Here is a 17,305-nt window from a genome sequence, read left to right on the forward strand (position 1 = left end):
ACCTGTGCCGAACGACAACGGCAGCCTGGTGCTGTCCGCACTCGAGTTCGAAATGCTCTGGGAAGCCGAACGGCTGCCCCGCCGCCATGTCGCACTCGACGTGCCGAGCCCCGGAACGACCCATACGGAGCGAGCGGCACTGATCGAAGAGGCCTGGGAATCCCTGCGCGAGCGTGGCCTCGCGCGGGGGCACCAGGCGTCGGGTGAGCTGGTCGACATGCTGAACCTGTTCGCGCACCCCCGCGTCGCGATCGACGTCTGGGTGTGGACCGACCGCGAGATCAAGGGCCAGGCCGTCAGCGTCGGCAACCAGGCGCTGCTCGGCGTCATCGACTCCGGCCAGGTGTGGCTGATCCCCGCCCGCGAAAGCTCCCTCGCCGAGGCCGCCGTCTCGGTCGCGGGTGACCTCGGCCCCGGCGTTGGCCAGTCGATCAGCATCCCGCACGACCTGCTCCGCGACGCCGACGCCGCCGCCCGCGGCGACGCGAAAGCGATGGTGACCGCACTGGAAGACCTGGACGTCCCGCTGTGGCAGGCCCAGGAAGTGGCGGGCATGCTGCTCGGCCAGGAGGCCTGCGGCCAGTTCGGCGTCGAACGCGCGGGCCGCGACGGCCGCCCTCGCCGCGCGGACAGCGTGGTCGCCTTCTACGACACGGACGCGGGGCGATACCTGTTCCAGGTCGCGCGGAACCGGGACGGGCGGGACTGGGCGACCATCACCCCGGCGGACAACCAGCTGCTGGCGACGAGGATCCGGGAAGTCTCCGACTTCTGAGTCAGGGCTTGGGAAGCTTGGTGATCACGAGCTCGGCGAGATCCTTGGCTCGTTTGCAAGCCTCGTCGACCGTGATCTTGCCATCGTGGCTGTTGACCCTGACCCGGAGTTGTTCGAACGACTCCCGGGCCGTTTTACGATGCAGCCAGGTGACCGAGCACGAGTCCTCATCACGTTCTTCGAGCGCACGAACGCCCGCCACGTCGAGGATGTTCTGTCCTTCCATCTGTCCCGTCGGCATGCTCACGTTGAAGGGGCCGACCACGTACGAGGACGTGCCTCGCCAAGTGCACTCGTGAAGACCGTCGGGATCAGCCGTCAGCACCTCGCCCGCGAGGCTCTCCACTTCGTCCTGCCTGATGAACGTGCACGGATCGAAGTTGAGGAAACTTTCCTTGGGAAAGGTCTCGATGTCTCCGCCGGTACGAAGTTTCTTGATGGCGGCGGTGAGCAGTGCCTGCGTCGACGAACATCCGGCTTCGTCGGCCCGGAGGTTCCACGCGTGAATCGTCAGGGCGCTGTTCGCGGGATTGGTGACTGTGATGGTGCAGGTATTATCGATGAATTTGGTGGCTTCGAGGCCTTCGATGGTCAATCTTGTCGCACCCGGTTTGGCCACTTTTTCTGGCCGAGGTTCAACGTTATCAGGTGAGGCTTCGAGGGGTTGGCAGGGTCTGTTATCGAGTACGCGCATTCTTCGAATTTGACGCTGTTTTCGATTCGTTCGAGCGACTGCCCAGCCGCCGCCAGGTCCGTCTCTCCGAGGAGGGTGCAAGGGTCCACCTTCCGCAGCGATACGGGATTGAAAGGGTCCGGTGGCGGCAGTGGCGGGGAAGCACTCGTAGAGGACACCCCTTGGCCGGTTTCCTGCGAGGTCGACCTGTTGAGTGAAATGACGACCGCGGTCGTTACGCCCAGAAGGATGACGAGGCACAGGGCGATGACGAGAGCTGCTCGTCCACGTTTTTTCGATTGGGTGTTCTCGTTCGGTGTTTCCTCTACGGGCGTCGGCAGAGACAAGGCCTGATTCACCATTGCTTTTTGCGCCGCGATCGACGCGTGTACCACCGGAGGCCAGGGACTCGCGCTCGGCGTGACCGCACCCAGGAAGTCCAGGATCTGTGCCGGCGTCGGCCGTGCCGCGGGATTCTTCGCCAGGCATGGTTCCGCGAGGCGCCGGACCGCGGGGTGCAACCTCCGCAGGTCGGCTTGGCTGTGGACGACGTTGTAAAGAGTCTGGGGAGTGGACGTGCCTGCGAATGGGCTTTGCCCGGTCGCCGCCATGACCAGGAGGGCGCCAAGTGAGAAAACATCACTCGCCGTAGTAACCGGGTGTCCGTTGGCCTGTTCCGGGGACATGAACCCAGGCGAGCCGATAATCGATCCGGTATGTGTGATGTCCGTTTCACCCTCAGCCGCACGGGCGATGCCGAAGTCGATGACCCGTGGTCCGTCGTCGGTCAGGATGACGTTGCTGGGCTTCAGGTCGCGGTGAACGAGCCCGGTGCGGTGGATCTCCGTCAGCGCGGACGCGAGGCCGACCGCGAGGAACCTCAGCGAGTCTGGCGGTAATGGCCCGGCGGCGTCGACGGCCTCCTTCGGCGAAGGGCCGGGGACGAAGACGGAGGCCAGCCAAGGCGTCGGAGCGTCGGGATCGGCGTCCATGACAGCGGCTGTGTAGGCGCCCGAGACCATCCGCGACGTCTGAACTTCGCGCCGGAACCGCGAGCGGAACCCCTCGTCGTGGGCGAATCCCGGATGGACTTGCTTCAAGGCGACGAGCCGACCGTCCTGCGACGCCCCCAGAAGGACCCTGCCCATGCCGCCTTCGCCCAGCGCCGCGATAAGGCGATAGCGCCCGATTTGCCGGGGTTCACCCGGATTCAGCGGTTTCACAAAGTCTTACCTCCCCGGACGCATGCTACAAAGCATGTGCGAGAGGTCGCATGCTCATCGGCGGGTGGAACTTGGCGTGGAAGCGCACACGGCTCGCTGTCGAGGTCTTAAAGTATGCGCGGGAACCGTCCTGATCGGCCGCGCGTCTGACCAGGCGGATACGAGTTTTCCGTGAAGGGGATGACGAACCGTGCCTGTGTACGACCCGGATTCGATGGGGATCGCCGCCGGTCAGGTGGAGAAGCTCAAGGACGAGTTCGAGAAGACCAAAAAGGGCGTCACCGGTATGGATGACGAGAAGGAAAGCCCCTTCGGCGGAGTGGACGAGCACGGCGACGCACACGGTGCCGTCGGCAAGTTCAAGCAGGGTGTCCACAACGAATTCGACTCCGCCGGTCAGCTGATGGAGGCCACGGCCTTCGTGCTGCGAAAGGCGGCAGGGCTGATCAAGGAGACCGAAGCGGTCCACGTGGACAACTTGAAGGTGCACGGGGAGCTGTGACGATTCGGCCGGTCTGTGGGCCGGAGAGCAAGGGGGCTTGAGCAGTGGGTTTGAACAGTGCCGGCGCCGGCACACCGGACGGCTGGAGCGAACTGGTCAAGAAGGCTGATCAGATCAAAAACGTGAACCTCGCCGCCATTGAGAACGCCTCGAAACAGTTCAAGACCGCCGCTGACAACGCGGGTGACCACAGTGCGGCGTTGTCGAGTTCGACCGAAGCGTTGAACGGCGGTGTCTGGGTCGGGCCCGCCGCGGACGAGTTCTTCGAGTACGTCAAGTCGATCACCAAGGCCGGGAAGAACGTCGAGGAGCAGTTGGGCAAGGTCGTGGACGACCTCGATCGCGTCCACACCGATCTCGGCAACGTCAAGACCCAGGTCGCGAGCGTCTACGAGGAAGCCGAAGCGGCGGTCAACAAGCGGAACGCCACGGCTGAGACGGACAAGAACGCGGCGATTCAGGCCGCCGCGCAGGCCGAGAAGGATCACAAGCCGGCGCCGAGCCCTTCAGCCGACGAGATCATCCAGAAGGCCAAGACCGACATCAACGGCATCGCCAGAGATGCCGACGGCCGGGTCAAGGGCCTGCTCGACCAGGCCAACCAGATGATCCAGAAGTCCCAAGCACTGATGAAGAAGGACATCGAGGGCGGCTACTCCAAGGTCCCGATGCCCGGCAAGGACGGCAGCGTCCCCAAGCGCACCGGCGGTCTCCACGCCGGCGGCGGTGGTGGTGGCGGTGGAGGAGGCGGCGGTGGCGGTGGGGGCGGCGGCCTCGGGTCGAGTGGCGGTCCGCCGTCGACGACGCCGCCGGGCAACGTCCAGCAGTGGATCCAGGAAGCCATCAAGATCCTGCAAGCGGCCGGTATCCCGGTGACCGAAGCCGACATCAACAAGATCTGGACGATCATCGAGAAGGAGTCCGGCGGTAACCCCAACGCCATCAACAACTGGGACTCCAACGCGGCGAAGGGTACCCCGTCCAAGGGGCTGATGCAGTGCATCGACCCGACCTTCAACGCGCACAAGCTTCCCGGGCACGACGACATCTACAACCCGATCGACAACATCATCGCGGGCGTGCGGTACACGTTCTCGCGGTACGGCGGGTTCGAGGGGCACCCGGGCCTGAAGTCCATGGCCGGTGGCGGCGGGTACCAGGGCTACTAGCGCTGAAGTACATGAAGGCCCCCTTCCTTGCGCCTAGCGCAAGGAAGGGGGCCGTATTGCCTCATGTCAAGATGCCCGCCTGGCTTGAGTCGTTGCCTCAGGGAGTGATGCCCGGGGTGGGAGGGGGTTGCGGGGGTGGTTGCGGGCGGCTGATTGCGTGAGGAGTGTGTCTTGCAGCTTGGTGATGTCGCGGCGTAGCGCGGCGGGGTTGATCGGGGCGTAAACGCGGTCGAGTGCGGCCTGGTCGGTGTCGCTGACCGAGGAGGCCTCGCTTGTCCGCTGGTAGGGGGTCATGGCCTTGTCGTGCTTTTTGCTGACCTTGGCGCCGTCGCGGACCTTGGAGATGAGTTTCTGTTGGGGCATAAAGAAGTTCGTCTCCAGTCGCAGCAGCTTGTAGAGCTGGTTGAGGACCTTCACATCGGCGGTGGTGTCGTAGCGGGCGTAGCCGACCGCGTGCCGGACCACGGTCCAGTTCTTCTGCTCCACGTGGGCGCCGTCGTTGCAGTTGCCGGGCCGGGACCGGGTGAACGTGATCTTCCGGGCGACGCAGAAGTCCAGCAGCTGCTGGTTGATGAACTCCCGGCCGTTGTCGGAATCGATGCCCAGCACCGGAAACGGCATCGCCGCGGTCAGCGCTGTCACCGCGGCCAGCACCCGCACGTGCGCTTTGCTGCGCACCGCGCGGGTCTCGGTCCAGCCGGTGGCGATATCGGTCATCGTCAGCGTCTGGCAGTAGATCCCGCGTGCGTCACCGCCCTCGTGCGCCACCAGGTCGATCTCTACGAACCCCGGCCGTGCGTCGTCCCACTGCGCCCAGGTCCGGATCGGGATCTGCGACTTGAGCAACGACCCCGGCCTCGTCCCTGAGCGGCCCTTGATCTGCAGTTTCTTCCGCTCACCGGCCATTTTCCGGTCGATGGTCGCCGCGGAGATCGTGCTCAGCGCGACCGCGACCTCCTCGGTGATGTCGAGCTCACCGCACGCCCGCAGCCGCGCCACCAGCACCGGCAGGAACGGCGCCATCCGCTTACCGGCCGGCCCGCACATCACCTGCCAGCAGAACGTCAACGCCTCGATGACCTCCGGCCCATACCGCAGCCGCCGCGCAGGCCGCGACCGCACCGGCACCGGCACCAGCGCCACCCGTAACGCCTTGCGGGCGTGGTCACGATGCCAGCCGGTCAGCGCACACAACTCATCCAGGATCACCGCTTTACCAACCCGGCTCGCCGCCCGATACCGAAGCGCGTTCTGCCCGGTCACAGCCTGACGCTGGCTCATCGTCAATCCCATCCGTCACGATGAGCCAGCGAACCCCCACACCCCGGATCGCCACGCCGCTACACGGGCATCCAGTCATGAGGCAACGACCCATCAACCGACCCGCTACGCGGGCATTTCAGATGAGTCAACGCGGGGGCCTTCATGTACTTCAGGTGACCAAGGCGCCTCAGTAATCCTTCAGTACCAACGCGTTCGAAGCGTCTGTCAGCGGTCGCATCGCCGCCTTCATCACCCGCGAGCGGAACGGCAGATAGGGCAGCATCCGCATCGACTGGATCTGCTTCCACTGCGCGAACCGGGTCTGCTTCCGCTGGTTCAGCGAGGCCAGCTTCTGGTTCTGAAGCACGAAAGACCGAATTTCCCTTTCGTAAGAGGAAAAAGCCGCGCGGTGATCCTGATGGACGGCTAGCGAACCGGCCAGTACGTAAGCCCCGACGAGTGCCAAGCTGGTGCCCTGTCCCGAAAGTGGCGAAGGACCGTAGCCGGCGTCTCCGACGAGCGCGACCCGTCCCTCGGTGAACCGGTCCATCCGGATCTGGGTCATCGAGTCGAAGTACAGCTCGCTCGACTCCATTTCCCGGACCAGCCGCGGCACTTCCCAGCCCTGGCCGAGGAATCGGTCGGCGATGAGTTTTCGTTGCTGTGCAAGGTCATGCCGGTCGAAATCGAGTTCCGGCGACTGGAAGCCGAGCATCGCCCGGGCCTCCGTGTTCTGTCGCGCGCTGTAGAGACCGGCCAGTTTCCCCGGCGTCATGTGGAAGGTCTGCCAGCGGTCCAGATCGAGGAAGTTCGGCACGGTGAACACCGCCAGGTAGGTGTCCAGGTGATGCGAAAACTGTTTCTCGGCCCCGAAAACCATCGAGCGCACGGCCGAGTGCTGCCCATCCGCGCCGATCACGAGAGCGAAGTCCCGTGCCTCGCCATTGGCGAACGTGACCCGGACACCGTCGGCCTGCTGCGTGATCCCGGTGATCCAGTCGCCGTAGACGTACTCGACACCCTCCTGCGCCACCGACGCCAGCGTGTCCGTGAGGTCGTCCCGCAGGATCTCGACGTCGTCGCTGTCGGTGAGCCCGCCGGTCAGCGTGTGGTCGGTGACCTTCACCAGGGTCTTCCCGGCCCCGTTCACGAACGACATCCCCCGCATGTCCGTCTTCAGCTCCCGAAGGCGCCCGAGCACCCCCATCCGGTCGACGACGCCGAGCGCCGTGCCGCGGATGTCGACGGCGTGCCCGCCGACGCGCGGTGCCGGTGCCCGCTCGACGACGGTCGGCGCGAACCCGTGTCGCCGCAGCCAGTAGGCCAGCGTCGTCCCGGCGATCCCCGCGCCCGAAATCAGCACCTTCTGCATGTGAACTCCCCTGTGTACGCTGTTTTGAAGCACTGCGTACAACGTATGGTCGCTCCAGCGGAACCCCAGGAAAAGCGGCATAAAATCTCAGGTGTACTAGTGCGGTGAGCCGCGCGAAGGCCGATTCGACAGCAAAGCGCACTACGGCAAGGAGTCGACCATGACCGATCCGCCCTACCTGCGGATCGCCGCCGAGATCCGCCGCCGGATCGTCGCCGGTGAGCTGGGCGAAGGGGACAAGGTCCCGTCGACGCGCCGGATCATCGCCGAATGGGGGGTCGCGATGGCGACCGCGACGAAGGTGCTCGCGACCCTCAAACGGGAGGGCCTGGTCATCGCCAAACCCGGCGCCGGGACGGTCGTCGCGGGCCGCACCCGGAAAGTCGCGCCGAGAACCGAGGCGGAGCTGTCACGCGAGCGGGTGGTGAAGGCCGCGATCCGGATCGCCGACGCCGAGGGCATCCGCGCGCTGTCCATGCGCCGCGTCGCGTCCGGTCTCGGCGTCGCGACGATGGCGCTTTATCGCCATGTCACTGCGAAAGAAGAGCTGATCCTCGAGATGGCGGACGTCGCGCTCGGCGAAATCCGCTTCCCGCCCGACCCGCCATCCGGCTGGCGGGCACAATTGGAGCTGATGGCCAGGGCCCAGTGGGCCTTGTTCCGGCGGCACCCCTGGCTCGCGCAGGCGCTCTCGATCACTCGCCCGCAGCCGCTGCCGAATCTGCTGCGCCACGCCGACTGGGCCACCCGCGCCCTCGACGGCCACGGCCTCCCGTCGTCGACGATCATGTACGCGCACATCACGATCTTCAACCACGTCCGCGGTATCGCCCTCAACTTCGAGGCCGAGGCCGAGAACGAAGCCGGAACGGCGGTCACGGCCGACGCCTGGCTCGCCGAGAACGAGCCGATCCTCTGGGACCTGGTCTCCGAGGGCCGTTTTCCGAGCTTCGCTGGCGTCGTCTCGCGCGCCCCGTTCGACTACGACCTCGACACGCTCTTCGAGTTCGGCCTTCAACGTCTCCTCGACGGCTACGCGGTTCTGCTGGCGAAGGCGAGTTAGCCTCACCCCATGTCCTTCCCTGGCCCAGCCGCACGTTCCGACGTCCCGCCGTTCCACGTCATGGACGTCCTTTCGGCCGCGCAGGCGCGGCAGCGCAGCCACGGCGACTTGATCGCGCTGGTCGCCGGTCAGCCGTCCGCTTCGGCGCCCCAGCCGGTGCTCGAAGCGGCGCAACGAGCGCTGAAGGAGCAGTACCTCGGCTACACCGTGCAACTCGGTATCCCCGAACTGCGCGAAGCCGTGGCGGCGCACTACGAACGCAAGTATTCGGTCGAGGTGAGCCCGCAGGACGTCATCATGACGACCGGTTCCTCCGGCGGCTTCCTGCTGTCATTCCTCAGTGCCTTCGAGGCGGGCGACCGCGTCGCGATGGCACGACCGGGCTATCCGGCCTACCGCAACCTGTTGAGGGTGCTCGGCTGCGAGGTCGTCGAGTTCGCCACCGGACCCGAGACGAACTTTCAGCCGACCGTCGCACTGCTCGATGAATTGGGGCCGGTCAAGGGACTCATCGTGGCGAGCCCCAGCAATCCCACCGGCACCGTCCTGCCACCGGGTGAACTCGCCGCGATCAGCGGCTGGTGCGCGTCACGCGGCGTGCAGTTGATCAGCGACGAGATCTACCACGGGATCTCGTACGGCGCCGGACTCGACTGCGCCTGGCAGTACGGGAGCGAGGCGCTCGTCCTCGGCTCGTTCTCCAAGTACTTCGCCATGACCGGCTGGCGGCTCGGCTGGATGCTCGCGCCCCAGCGGCTGCACCGCGCGATCGACGTCCTGACCGGCAACTTCACCATCTGCCCACCCGCGGTCTCCCAGCACGCCGCGATCGCCGCGTTCACCCAGGAGTCGTACGCCGAGGCCGACAGTCACGTCGAGCGCTACCGCGCCAACCGCGACGCGCTCTTCGCCGGTCTCAAGGGCATCGGCATCGACAAGCTCGCGCCGGCCGAAGGCGCCTTCTATGCCTACGCCGACGTCTCCGCGTACACGAACGACAGCCTCAGCTGGTGCCAGCGCCTCCTGGCCGACACCGGTGTCGCGATCGCGCCCGGCATCGACTTCGACCCGGTCGACGGCGGCAAGTTCGTGCGGTTCTCCTTCGCCGGTTCGCGCGAGGACATCGACGAGGGGATCCGGCGGCTCGGCGACTGGCTCAAGTCTCAGGGGGAACCCGGAATTCACCCTGAACGTTAGGCAGAACGAAGGCAATTACGAGCTCAGCCTGACAACCTGGACTCACCAGGCCCGTTTGGGCCCGGTGAGGCAATCGGAGGATGCCATGTTCTGGAAGATCGTCGGCGGGCTGATTCTGGCTTGGGTGGCCTTCATGGTGCTCGGGTCCGTGCTCGGTTTCCTGGTGAAGGCCGTCTTTTGGATCGCCGTCATCGGCGGTGCGGTCTTCCTCGGCACGGCCGCGTATGGCGCCATCAAGGGCAAGCGCACCCCGAAGCAGCTTCGCTAAGGGCTAAGGCTTACGCGCCACCCCGCCGAGCGACGTGAAGTTCACGGGCGAAAGCGGGGTGAAGCGCGGGCCGTCCGGCCACCACAGATGCGGGTAGGTCAGGCCGGGTTCGAGGAGGTCGAGTCCCTTGATGAGTGACTCGATCTCCTCGCGTGTGCGGTACAGCGTGTCGAGCCCGGTGCCGTTGAAGCGCTTCTCGAGTGACGTCGCGACATCGGCCGCTTCGGAGCCGTCGGCCGGGTTGTGCTGGTGCAGCAGCGCGACGAACGAGCCGGGGGCCAGCGCGTCGACATAGGCGCGGACGATTTCCCGCGCCTCGTCGAGGTCCTGGACGTGGTGGATGATCGCACACAGGATCAGCCCGACGGGCCGGTCGAAGTCCAGCCGGTGGGTGCGCGCGAGTTCCTCGACGACCTCGGCCGGTTCGGTCAGGTCGGCACCCACCATATGCGCGAAGTCGTTCGCCGCGAGCAGTGCGCGGCCGTGCGCCTGCACCACCGGGTCGTGGTCGACGTAGACGACCCGCGCCTCGGGGTTGTACCGCTGCGCGACCTGATGTGTGTTGTCCACGGTCGGGAAGCCGGAGCCGAGGTCGAGGAACTGGTCGATGTGCTCCCGGTCGGTCAGGTAGCGCACCGTCCGGACCAGCCAGTGCCGGACCTCCTTGGCCATGACCTTCGCTTCCGGCGCGAGGTCCAGGATCTGGCGCAGCACCACCCTGTCGGCCGCGTAGTTGTCCTGGCCGCCCATGAGCGCGTCGAAGACCCGCGCGATACTCGGCCGGTCGAAATCGACGGGCACGAACGGACGCCGGTCGTCTTGACCTGGCATGGGCACCTACCGTTGGCAATTCGGTTCGGGACGAAGCCAGCTTAGGACATCCGATTCACCGCGGGTAAGCGGATGAACGGTAAGGGTGATTATCTCCGCCCGTTCAGCCGAGTGCCGCTGTCGCGGTTTCCACGCCGAGCCAGCGTTCCGCCTTCATCCCCACCGCCCGCGCACCGTCCACATTGGACTGACGGTCGTCGAAGAACAGGCAGTCGGCCGGTTCGGCGCCGAGTTCACCGAGCAGGATCCGGTAGATCTTCGCGTCGGGTTTCATGCAGCCGAGATCGCCGGAGAAGAGCTTCACGCGGAACAGGCGTGCCCATTCCTGCTCGCGGACCCAGCGTCCGAAGGTCGACGACGCGTTGGAGAGCAGCGCGAGCGCGGCGCCCGCCTCGTGCAGGCCCTCCAGCAGCTCGATCACCGCCGGTTCCAGATGCGTCCAGCCGGTGACGTCGATGTGGGTCAGTTCGTCGGCGAAGGCCTTGTCGACGGGAACGTTCAGCGCGCGGCCGACGCTCTGCCAGTACTCGAAGTCCGAGCCGCCCGAGTCGTAGCGGACCCGCTCGGCCCAGTAGTGCGGCTCGAAGTCGGAGAGTTCGAGGTCGAAGGCCTTGGCCAGGGTCGGCAGCGCGTCGGTGTGCTCGCTGATGACGTCGCCGTAGTCGAAGACGATCCAGTTCATGTTCAGCCCCCGGTCTTGACGCGGTGAAGGGTTTCTTCGATGTCGGCCGCCGACAGGTCGCGGTGCACCACGAACCGGATCCGGCCCGAGCTGGGCAGCGTCCGGATCCCGAGCCGCGCCAGCCACGCCAACCGGCCCACCAGGTCGGGCACGGTGACCTGCACGATGTTGGTCTCGGGGGTGTTGACCTCCCAGCCGTGCTCGGCGAACCCGGCCGCGAGCCGGGTCGCGTTCTCGTGGGTCTCGGCCAAATCTCCGACGCGGTCCAGCGCGACCAGGCAGGCCGCGGCCAGCACGCCTGCCTGGCGGACACCGCCGCCGAGCATCTGGCGCATCCGCCGTGCCTCCTCGACGAACTCCGCGCTGCCCGCCACGACCGAGCCGACGGGCGCGCCGAGACCCTTGGAGAAGCAGGCCGAAACGGTGTCGACGCCGACGGTGAGGGCCGCGGGCGGGATTCCCAGCGCGACCGCCGCGTGCCAGATCCGGGCGCCGTCGAGGTGCACGGTCAGCCCCGCCTCTTTCGCCACCGCGACCAGCTGGGCGTGTTCGTCGGGCGGGGTGATCGCGCCGCCCGCCGTGTTGTGCGTGTTCTCCAGGCACAGCAACGGGGTGCGCATCGCGTAGTACGGCCCGCGCGGGAGGCCGATCGCGGCCGAAAGCGTTTCCGGTGTCGGCCGCCCGGGTCCGGCGTCGTGCTCCAACGGCTCCGGCATGCCACCGGCGAGCCAGGCGGCGGAACCGAGTTCGTCGGTGATCACGTGCGCGCCGCGCGGCGCGAGGAACCGGTCGCCGCGCTGGAGGTGGAGGCTCAGTGCGATCAGGTTCGCCATGGTCCCGGTCGGCGTCCAGAGCGCGGCCGGCATGCCGAGGAGGTTCGCGGCGCGCTGTTCCAATGCGCCGACGGTGGGATCGCCGTCGAGGACGTTGTCGCCGACCTCGGCTTTCGCCATGGCCTGGCGCATGACGTCGTCCGGCCGGGTCACGGTGTCGGAGCGGAAATCGATCGTCGAGGTCACGGTACGATCACATCACATCGTCCGGCTCGCCACGAACCTCCTCCCCGGCTGGTCCGCCGCGCCCGCTCATGCAACCGTGGACGCCCCCGGTTCCGTCCTACCCACCGACGAGGCAAGAGCGGAGACAACAACCGCGTGAACCAGCGCGACGAACAAGAGTTCGCGGAGTACTTCGCCGCGAAGCGGGACTCCGTGCGCAGGACCGCGTACATGCTCTGCGGTGACTGGCATCGCGCGGACGACCTCGCGCAGACGGCGTTCGTCGCGCTGCACCGGAGGTGGAAGAAGATCAGGGAACGGGCGGCGACCGACGCCTACGTGCGGAAGACGCTGGTCAGGGCGGCCATCGACGAGTCGAGGCGGCCGTGGCGGCGGGAATGGCAGACCGAAGAGCTGCCCGAACCGCCGCAGGACGGCTTCGACCTCGGCGAACAGGTCGTCACCAGGGAAGACCTGCTGGCCGCGTTGCGCGAAGTGCCCCCGAAGCAGCGGGCTGTGCTGGTGCTGCGGTTCTTCGAGGGGCTGGACGTCGGCGCGGCGGCGAAGACGCTCGGCTGTAGCGAAGGAAACGTGAAGAGCCAGACAGCGCGTGGGCTGGCGAACCTCAGGCAGGTCATGGAGAAGGAGGAGGTGACACGGGATGGACGAGAATGACCTGAAGGCGTTGTTCCGTGACGCCCCCGGCGACGCGCCGTCGCCGAGCTTCGACACCGCCGACGTCGTCCGCGCCTCGCAACGCGCCACTGCCCGACGTCGCAACGGTATCGCCGTGGCCTGTAGTGCACTGGTTTTGGTCCTCGCCGGAGTGGGCATGTTCGGCGTGCTCGGTGGAACCGAGCTCCAGATGGGCAGCGCTGCCAAATCCGACAGCGAGGCCGCTTCCGCGGGGCAACCCGGGGCGGCCTCCGCACGTCCTCTAGACAGCGGGGAGTCCTCGAACTTCTCGAACCCGCCGCCTCAGCAGGGGGGCGGCGGTCCAGAGAAGACCGGCCAGATGACGGCCGAAGGCACCTTCGGGTGCGACCAGGTGGATCGGGAGCTCGCCACCGCCCTCGCTGGCGAGCTCCCGGTCCCCGTGGATGTCGCCAAATCGACGCCCGGCGACATCTGTACGACGGGAGCCAGGTCGGCGGGGTTCCAGGTGCCGGGCGGCACGGTTTCCGCCGCGGTCTTCCCGGCGGGTTCGTCCGTCCCGGCGACGCCCACCGGCGCGTCCAGCGCACGGCGGACCACGGCCAAGGGATCACTGGTGGTCGTGGTGAGCCTCGGTGACGGCTCGGGCAGGCCCGCGTTCCCCGAGTCCGACGTCGACCGGTTCGCCGGTGTGCTCGCGGCCCGCTACTGACCGCGCCTGGCAAAATAACCCGTCATGACTGTCGCAGCGACAACGCCGAAGGGTGAGCGACGGCGCGCCGAGCTCATCGAGGCCGCCGCGTCGCTGCTGGCCGAGGGCGGGTTCGACGCCGTGCGTCATCGTGCGGTGGCCGAACGCGCGGGATTGCCGCTGGCCTCGACGACGTACTACTTCGACTCGCTCGAAGAGCTCGTCACCGCCGCCGTGGAACACCACGCGAAACTGGAGCTGGAGACCGGGCGGCGCCGCCTCGACGAGCTGGCGACCCGCAACCGCGGTGTCGAAGCCACCGTCGACCTGGTGCTGGACATGCTCCTCGGCCCGCTTCGCCCCGATCGCGAGGCCGACGCCGAAGCGGTCCTCCTGCGCTACGAACGTCTCGTCGGGACAGGCCGCCGTCCGTACCTTCGGCCCCTGATGCGGACGCTGTCCGCGCAGCTGTACGAACTGCTCCACGAGATCTTCGCGCGCTCCGGCACCCCGGTGGACGCCACCGAACTGGAACGGCTGGTCGCCCTGGTCGACGGCGCCGTGGTCAACGCGCTGATCGAGGTCGACCCTGAGCCCCGGGCCGCCGCCGCCCGGATGCTTCAGGCCGCTCTCACCTGACCGCCCCCCCGCAATTAGTCACCTACTTGCGATCGAGGCGAGACGTCACGGCGCGCTTTGTGGCGCGAGTAGGTGACTAATTGCGGGAGGTTAGTCTGGCCGCGTGACGGACAAGCCCCTCATCCCCAACGTGCTCGCCGGCCGCTACGCCTCGCCTGAGCTGGTCGAACTGTGGTCCCCGGAACGCAAGGTAGTGCTGGAGCGCGAGCTCTGGCTCGCCGTGCTCCGGGCGCAGGCCGACCTCGGCGTCGAGGTTCCCGACGGGGTCGTCGCGGACTACGAGCGTGTGCTGGAGCAGGTCGATCTCGACTCGATCGCCGCGCGCGAGCGGGTCACCCGCCACGACGTGAAGGCCCGGATCGAGGAGTTCAACGCGCTCGCCGGGCACGAGCACGTGCACAAGGGCATGACGTCCCGCGACCTCACCGAGAACGTCGAACAGCTCCAGGTGCGGCGCTCACTGGAACTGATGCGCAGCCGGGTCGGCGCGGTACTCGCCCGGCTCGCCTCGATCGCGATCGAACACTCCGACACGGTGATGGCCGGCCGCTCGCACAACGTCGCCGCGCAGGCGACGACCCTGGGCAAGCGGTTCGCCACCGCCGCCGACGAACTGCTCGTCGCCTTCGAACGGCTCGACGAACTGATCGGCCGCTACCCGCTGCGCGGCATCAAGGGCCCGGTCGGCACCGCGCAGGACATGCTCGACCTGCTCGGCGACGAGTCCACTTTGGACGAACTGGAGTCGCGGGTCGCGGCCCACCTCGGCTTCGAGCGGGTGTTCACCAGCGTCGGCCAGGTGTACCCGCGGTCGCTCGACTTCGACGTGCTGTCCGCGGTGGTCCAGCTGGCCGCGGCGCCGTCGAGCCTGGCGAAGACGATCCGCCTGATGGCGGGCCACGAGCTGGTCACCGAGGGCTTCAAACCGGGCCAGGTCGGCTCGTCGGCCATGCCGCACAAGATGAACACGCGTTCGTGCGAGCGGGTCAACGGACTCGCCGTGGTGCTGCGCGGCTACCTGTCGATGATCGGCGAGCTCGCCGGTGACCAGTGGAACGAAGGTGACGTCTCCGACTCGGTCGTCCGCCGCGTCGCGCTGCCCGACGCGTTCTTCGCGCTCGACGGGCTGCTGGAGACCTTCCTCACGGTGCTGGCCGAGTTCGGCGCCTTCCCGGCGGTCATTTCGCGTGAGCTCGATCGCTATCTGCCGTTCCTCGCGACCACCAAGGTGCTCATGGCCTCGGTCCGCGCGGGGGTCGGGCGTGAAACCGCTCACGAGGCGATCAAGGAGAACGCCGTCGGCGTCGCGCTCGCGATGCGGGAGCGGGGACTCGCGGAGAACGACCTCCTCGACCGGCTCGCCGCCGACGAGCGCATTCCGCTCGACCGCGGTGAGCTGGACAAACTCCTCGCCGACCGGATCTCGTTCACCGGTGTCGCACCGCGTCAGGTGGCCGCGATCGCGTCGCGTGTCGAGGCGGTCCTGGAGCGTTTCCCGGAGGCCACGGCTTACTCGCCTGCGCCGATTCTCTGACGTGTGAGCAGCCCCACCACGGGGCGTTCACAGAGTGAGACGAAGTTACTCGATCGGGCGAATTGCCTAATCTCGATCGCTGAACCCGGAGCGCCAGGCCGCCCATGAGGCGGCCTGGCGTGTTTGTATCGCGCCTTGGCGCCGAAACCCACGGAAGAAGCGATGAGATCCACGCTGTCGAGAATCGTCGCCGTCGTCACGGCGGGAGCGGCCACCCTCGCCCTCGCGGCCTGCGGGTCCGGTGACACCGCCGCGAGCGGCCAGAAGCTGCGCGTCGGCACCCTGACCGACGCGCCGCCGTCCATCTACCTGGAGAACGGCAACTTCACCGGCTACGACAACGAGCTGCTCCGCGACATCGCGAAGCGCGAGGGTTTCGAGGTCGAGTTCGTCGGCACCGAGTTCGCCGGTCTGCTGGCCGCCGTCGCCACCAACAAGTTCGACATCGGCAGCTCCACGATCTCCACCACCGAGGCCCGCAAGAAGACCGTCGCGTTCAGCAACGGCTACTCCACCGGGTTCACCACGATCGTCACCAAGAAGGGCGCGAGCCTCAAGGACGTCGCCTCCTTCAGCGGCAAGCGGATCGGTGTCGTGCAGGCGTCGGTGCAGGACGATTTCGCCACCGGCAAGGTCCCGGGCGCCAACGTCGTCCGCTTCCCCGACTACAACGCCGGTTTCGCGCAGCTGAAGGCCGGCGGTCTCGACGGCTGGGTCGTGCCGAAGGACATCGGGCACAAGTACCTCGACCAGAACCCGGATGTGCCGCTGGAGTTCGGCTACACCGTCGAGACCAAGGACACGCCGTCCGCGTTCGCCGTCCGCAAGGACAACAAGGACCTGCTGAAGAAGCTCAACGACGGCCTCGCGAAGGCCGTGGCGGACGGTACTGTCGCCCGCTTGCACGCTCAGTTCTTCAAGAACGAGCCGCTGCCGAAGGAACTCGAGCAGGGCGGCCCCGGCCTGCCCGTCCAGAACCCGGGGGTCTGAACATGAAGAAATCCCTGATCGCGACGATCGCAGCAGGCCTTGTCGCGGTGCTCGCCGCCTGCGGTGGCGGGGACGCCGCCGCCGACAAGACCCTCCGTGTCGGCACCCTGAGCGACGCGCCGCCGAACATCTACGTCGAGAACGGCAACTACACCGGCTTCGACAACGAGCTGCTGAAGGCCATCGCCACCAAGCAGAACCTGAAGCTCGAGTTCGCCTCGACCGACTTCTCGTCACTGCTGGGCCAGGTCGCGAACAACCAGTTCGACATCGGTTCGTCGGCCATCGCGCAGACCGACGAGCGCAAGAAGAACGTCGATTTCTCCAGCCCGTACAACTTCGAAGTGATGAGCATCCAGACCAAGGACGGCTCGCCGATCACCGAGGAGAAGGCGTTGTCGGGTAAGCGGGTCGCGGTCATCCAGGCGACCGTCGGCGACAAGTGGCTCACCTCGACCGTTCCCGACGCGCAGGCCGTGCGTTTCCCGGGGTACGCCCCGGCGCTGGCCGCGCTCAAGAGCGGCGCCGTCGACGCCTACGTCCTCGACCAGGCGATCGCCGAGTCGAACGTCAAGGACAGTGCCGACACGAAGCTCAAGGTCGTGAAGTCCTTCACCACCGACGTGCCCCACGGTTTCGCGGTGAAGAAGGGTAACGCCGAGCTGCTCACCAAGATCAACGACGGCCTGAAGCAGGTCATCGCCGACGGCACCTGGGTCAAGCTGCACGAGAAGTTCCTGCCGACGGCGCCGGTGCCGGACCAGTTCAAGGCGTGAGGATC

At 67.0% G+C, this 17,305-nt stretch carries 19 protein-coding genes; 12 read left to right on the forward strand and 7 right to left on the reverse strand.

The window, feature by feature from the left end:
- The first annotated feature begins 4 nt into the window (after positions 1–4).
- A complete protein-coding gene (locus ACLARN_RS38720; protein ID WP_409496453.1) occupies positions 5–775 on the forward strand; it encodes an ESX secretion-associated protein EspG in 771 nt (256 codons plus the stop codon).
- A gap of 1 nt (position 776) precedes the next feature.
- On the opposite strand, the gene ACLARN_RS38725 is transcribed toward ACLARN_RS38720, so the two are convergent.
- Together ACLARN_RS38725 and ACLARN_RS38730 are read right to left on the reverse strand one after the other, a co-directional pair.
- Positions 777–1,370 carry a DUF3558 family protein gene (locus ACLARN_RS38725; protein ID WP_409496454.1) on the reverse strand — a complete coding sequence of 198 codons (594 nt, stop codon included), beginning with the start codon at positions 1,368–1,370 and terminating at the stop codon, positions 777–779.
- Positions 1,367–2,671, reverse strand: a complete 1,305-nt coding sequence (locus tag ACLARN_RS38730; RefSeq protein WP_409496455.1) for a serine/threonine-protein kinase — start codon at positions 2,669–2,671, stop codon at positions 1,367–1,369. Before ACLARN_RS38730 ends, ACLARN_RS38725 begins: the two co-directional genes overlap by 4 nt.
- Before the next feature lie 190 nt (positions 2,672–2,861).
- Here ACLARN_RS38730 and ACLARN_RS38735 point away from each other — a divergent pair, with 190 nt between their 5' ends.
- Positions 2,862–3,173, forward strand: a complete 312-nt coding sequence (locus ACLARN_RS38735) for a hypothetical protein (protein WP_185927309.1) — start codon at positions 2,862–2,864, stop codon at positions 3,171–3,173.
- A gap of 44 nt (positions 3,174–3,217) precedes the next feature.
- Positions 3,218–4,342 carry a transglycosylase SLT domain-containing protein gene (locus ACLARN_RS38740; RefSeq protein ID WP_409496456.1) on the forward strand — a complete coding sequence of 375 codons (1,125 nt, stop codon included), beginning with the start codon at positions 3,218–3,220 and terminating at the stop codon, positions 4,340–4,342.
- 66 nt (positions 4,343–4,408) lie between these two features.
- On the opposite strand, the gene ACLARN_RS38745 is transcribed toward ACLARN_RS38740, so the two are convergent.
- Entirely contained in the window at positions 4,409–5,623 is a 1,215-nt protein-coding gene (locus tag ACLARN_RS38745) for an integrase catalytic domain-containing protein (protein WP_409496457.1), read from the reverse strand.
- A 169-nt stretch (positions 5,624–5,792) separates the two neighbouring features.
- A complete protein-coding gene (locus tag ACLARN_RS38750; RefSeq protein ID WP_409496458.1) occupies positions 5,793–6,977 on the reverse strand; it encodes an FAD-dependent monooxygenase in 1,185 nt (394 codons plus the stop codon).
- 160 nt (positions 6,978–7,137) lie between these two features.
- On the opposite strand from ACLARN_RS38750, the gene ACLARN_RS38755 reads away from it, so the two are divergent.
- The 3 genes from ACLARN_RS38755 (at position 7,138) to ACLARN_RS38765 (ending at position 9,505) form a co-directional block, all read left to right on the forward strand.
- Positions 7,138–8,040 (forward strand): TetR/AcrR family transcriptional regulator C-terminal domain-containing protein, encoded by a 903-nt coding sequence (locus tag ACLARN_RS38755; protein WP_409496459.1) that lies wholly within the window; start codon positions 7,138–7,140, stop codon positions 8,038–8,040.
- Between the two features lie 9 nt (positions 8,041–8,049).
- The gene (locus ACLARN_RS38760) at positions 8,050–9,237 is read left to right on the forward strand and encodes a pyridoxal phosphate-dependent aminotransferase (protein ID WP_409496460.1); all 1,188 of its coding nucleotides are present in this window, start codon (positions 8,050–8,052) and stop codon (positions 9,235–9,237) included.
- A gap of 85 nt (positions 9,238–9,322) precedes the next feature.
- On the forward strand, positions 9,323–9,505 hold the full coding sequence (locus ACLARN_RS38765; protein ID WP_409496461.1) for a hypothetical protein: 183 nt from the start codon (positions 9,323–9,325) through the stop codon (positions 9,503–9,505).
- Positions 9,506–9,508: 3 nt separating this feature from the next.
- On the opposite strand, the gene ACLARN_RS38770 is transcribed toward ACLARN_RS38765, so the two are convergent.
- The 3 genes from ACLARN_RS38770 to ACLARN_RS38780 all read right to left on the reverse strand — a co-directional run bounded on the left by ACLARN_RS38770 (position 9,509) and on the right by ACLARN_RS38780 (position 12,037).
- Positions 9,509–10,336, reverse strand: a complete 828-nt coding sequence (locus ACLARN_RS38770) for an SAM-dependent methyltransferase (RefSeq protein WP_409496462.1) — start codon at positions 10,334–10,336, stop codon at positions 9,509–9,511.
- 103 nt (positions 10,337–10,439) lie between these two features.
- Complete coding sequence (locus tag ACLARN_RS38775) at positions 10,440–11,018, reverse strand: HAD family hydrolase (protein ID WP_409496463.1); 579 nt, start codon at positions 11,016–11,018, stop codon at positions 10,440–10,442.
- 2 nt (positions 11,019–11,020) lie between these two features.
- Positions 11,021–12,037, reverse strand: coding sequence for a threonine aldolase family protein (locus ACLARN_RS38780; RefSeq protein WP_409496464.1), 1,017 nt, complete (start codon positions 12,035–12,037; stop codon positions 11,021–11,023).
- A 135-nt stretch (positions 12,038–12,172) separates the two neighbouring features.
- Between ACLARN_RS38780 and ACLARN_RS38785 the strand changes: the two genes are divergently transcribed.
- The 6 genes from ACLARN_RS38785 (at position 12,173) to ACLARN_RS38810 (ending at position 17,300) form a co-directional block, all read left to right on the forward strand.
- Complete coding sequence (locus ACLARN_RS38785; RefSeq protein WP_409496465.1) at positions 12,173–12,691, forward strand: SigE family RNA polymerase sigma factor; 519 nt, start codon at positions 12,173–12,175, stop codon at positions 12,689–12,691.
- Complete coding sequence (locus ACLARN_RS38790) at positions 12,678–13,382, forward strand: hypothetical protein (protein WP_409496466.1); 705 nt, start codon at positions 12,678–12,680, stop codon at positions 13,380–13,382. Before ACLARN_RS38785 ends, ACLARN_RS38790 begins: the two co-directional genes overlap by 14 nt.
- 24 nt (positions 13,383–13,406) lie before the next feature.
- Positions 13,407–14,000, forward strand: a complete 594-nt coding sequence (locus ACLARN_RS38795) for a TetR/AcrR family transcriptional regulator (protein WP_409496467.1) — start codon at positions 13,407–13,409, stop codon at positions 13,998–14,000.
- Between the two features lie 103 nt (positions 14,001–14,103).
- Entirely contained in the window at positions 14,104–15,534 is a 1,431-nt protein-coding gene (purB, locus tag ACLARN_RS38800; protein WP_409496468.1) for an adenylosuccinate lyase, read from the forward strand.
- Positions 15,535–15,696: 162 nt separating this feature from the next.
- Positions 15,697–16,524: a substrate-binding periplasmic protein gene (locus ACLARN_RS38805; RefSeq protein ID WP_409496469.1), complete on the forward strand. Its 828-nt coding sequence runs from the start codon at positions 15,697–15,699 to the stop codon at positions 16,522–16,524.
- Between the two features lie 2 nt (positions 16,525–16,526).
- Positions 16,527–17,300, forward strand: a complete 774-nt coding sequence (locus ACLARN_RS38810) for an ABC transporter substrate-binding protein (RefSeq protein ID WP_409496470.1) — start codon at positions 16,527–16,529, stop codon at positions 17,298–17,300.
- Positions 17,301–17,305 lie beyond the last annotated feature (5 nt).

This window comes from Amycolatopsis sp. cmx-11-12 (assembly GCF_046269425.1).
GTDB lineage: Bacteria > Actinomycetota > Actinomycetes > Mycobacteriales > Pseudonocardiaceae > Amycolatopsis.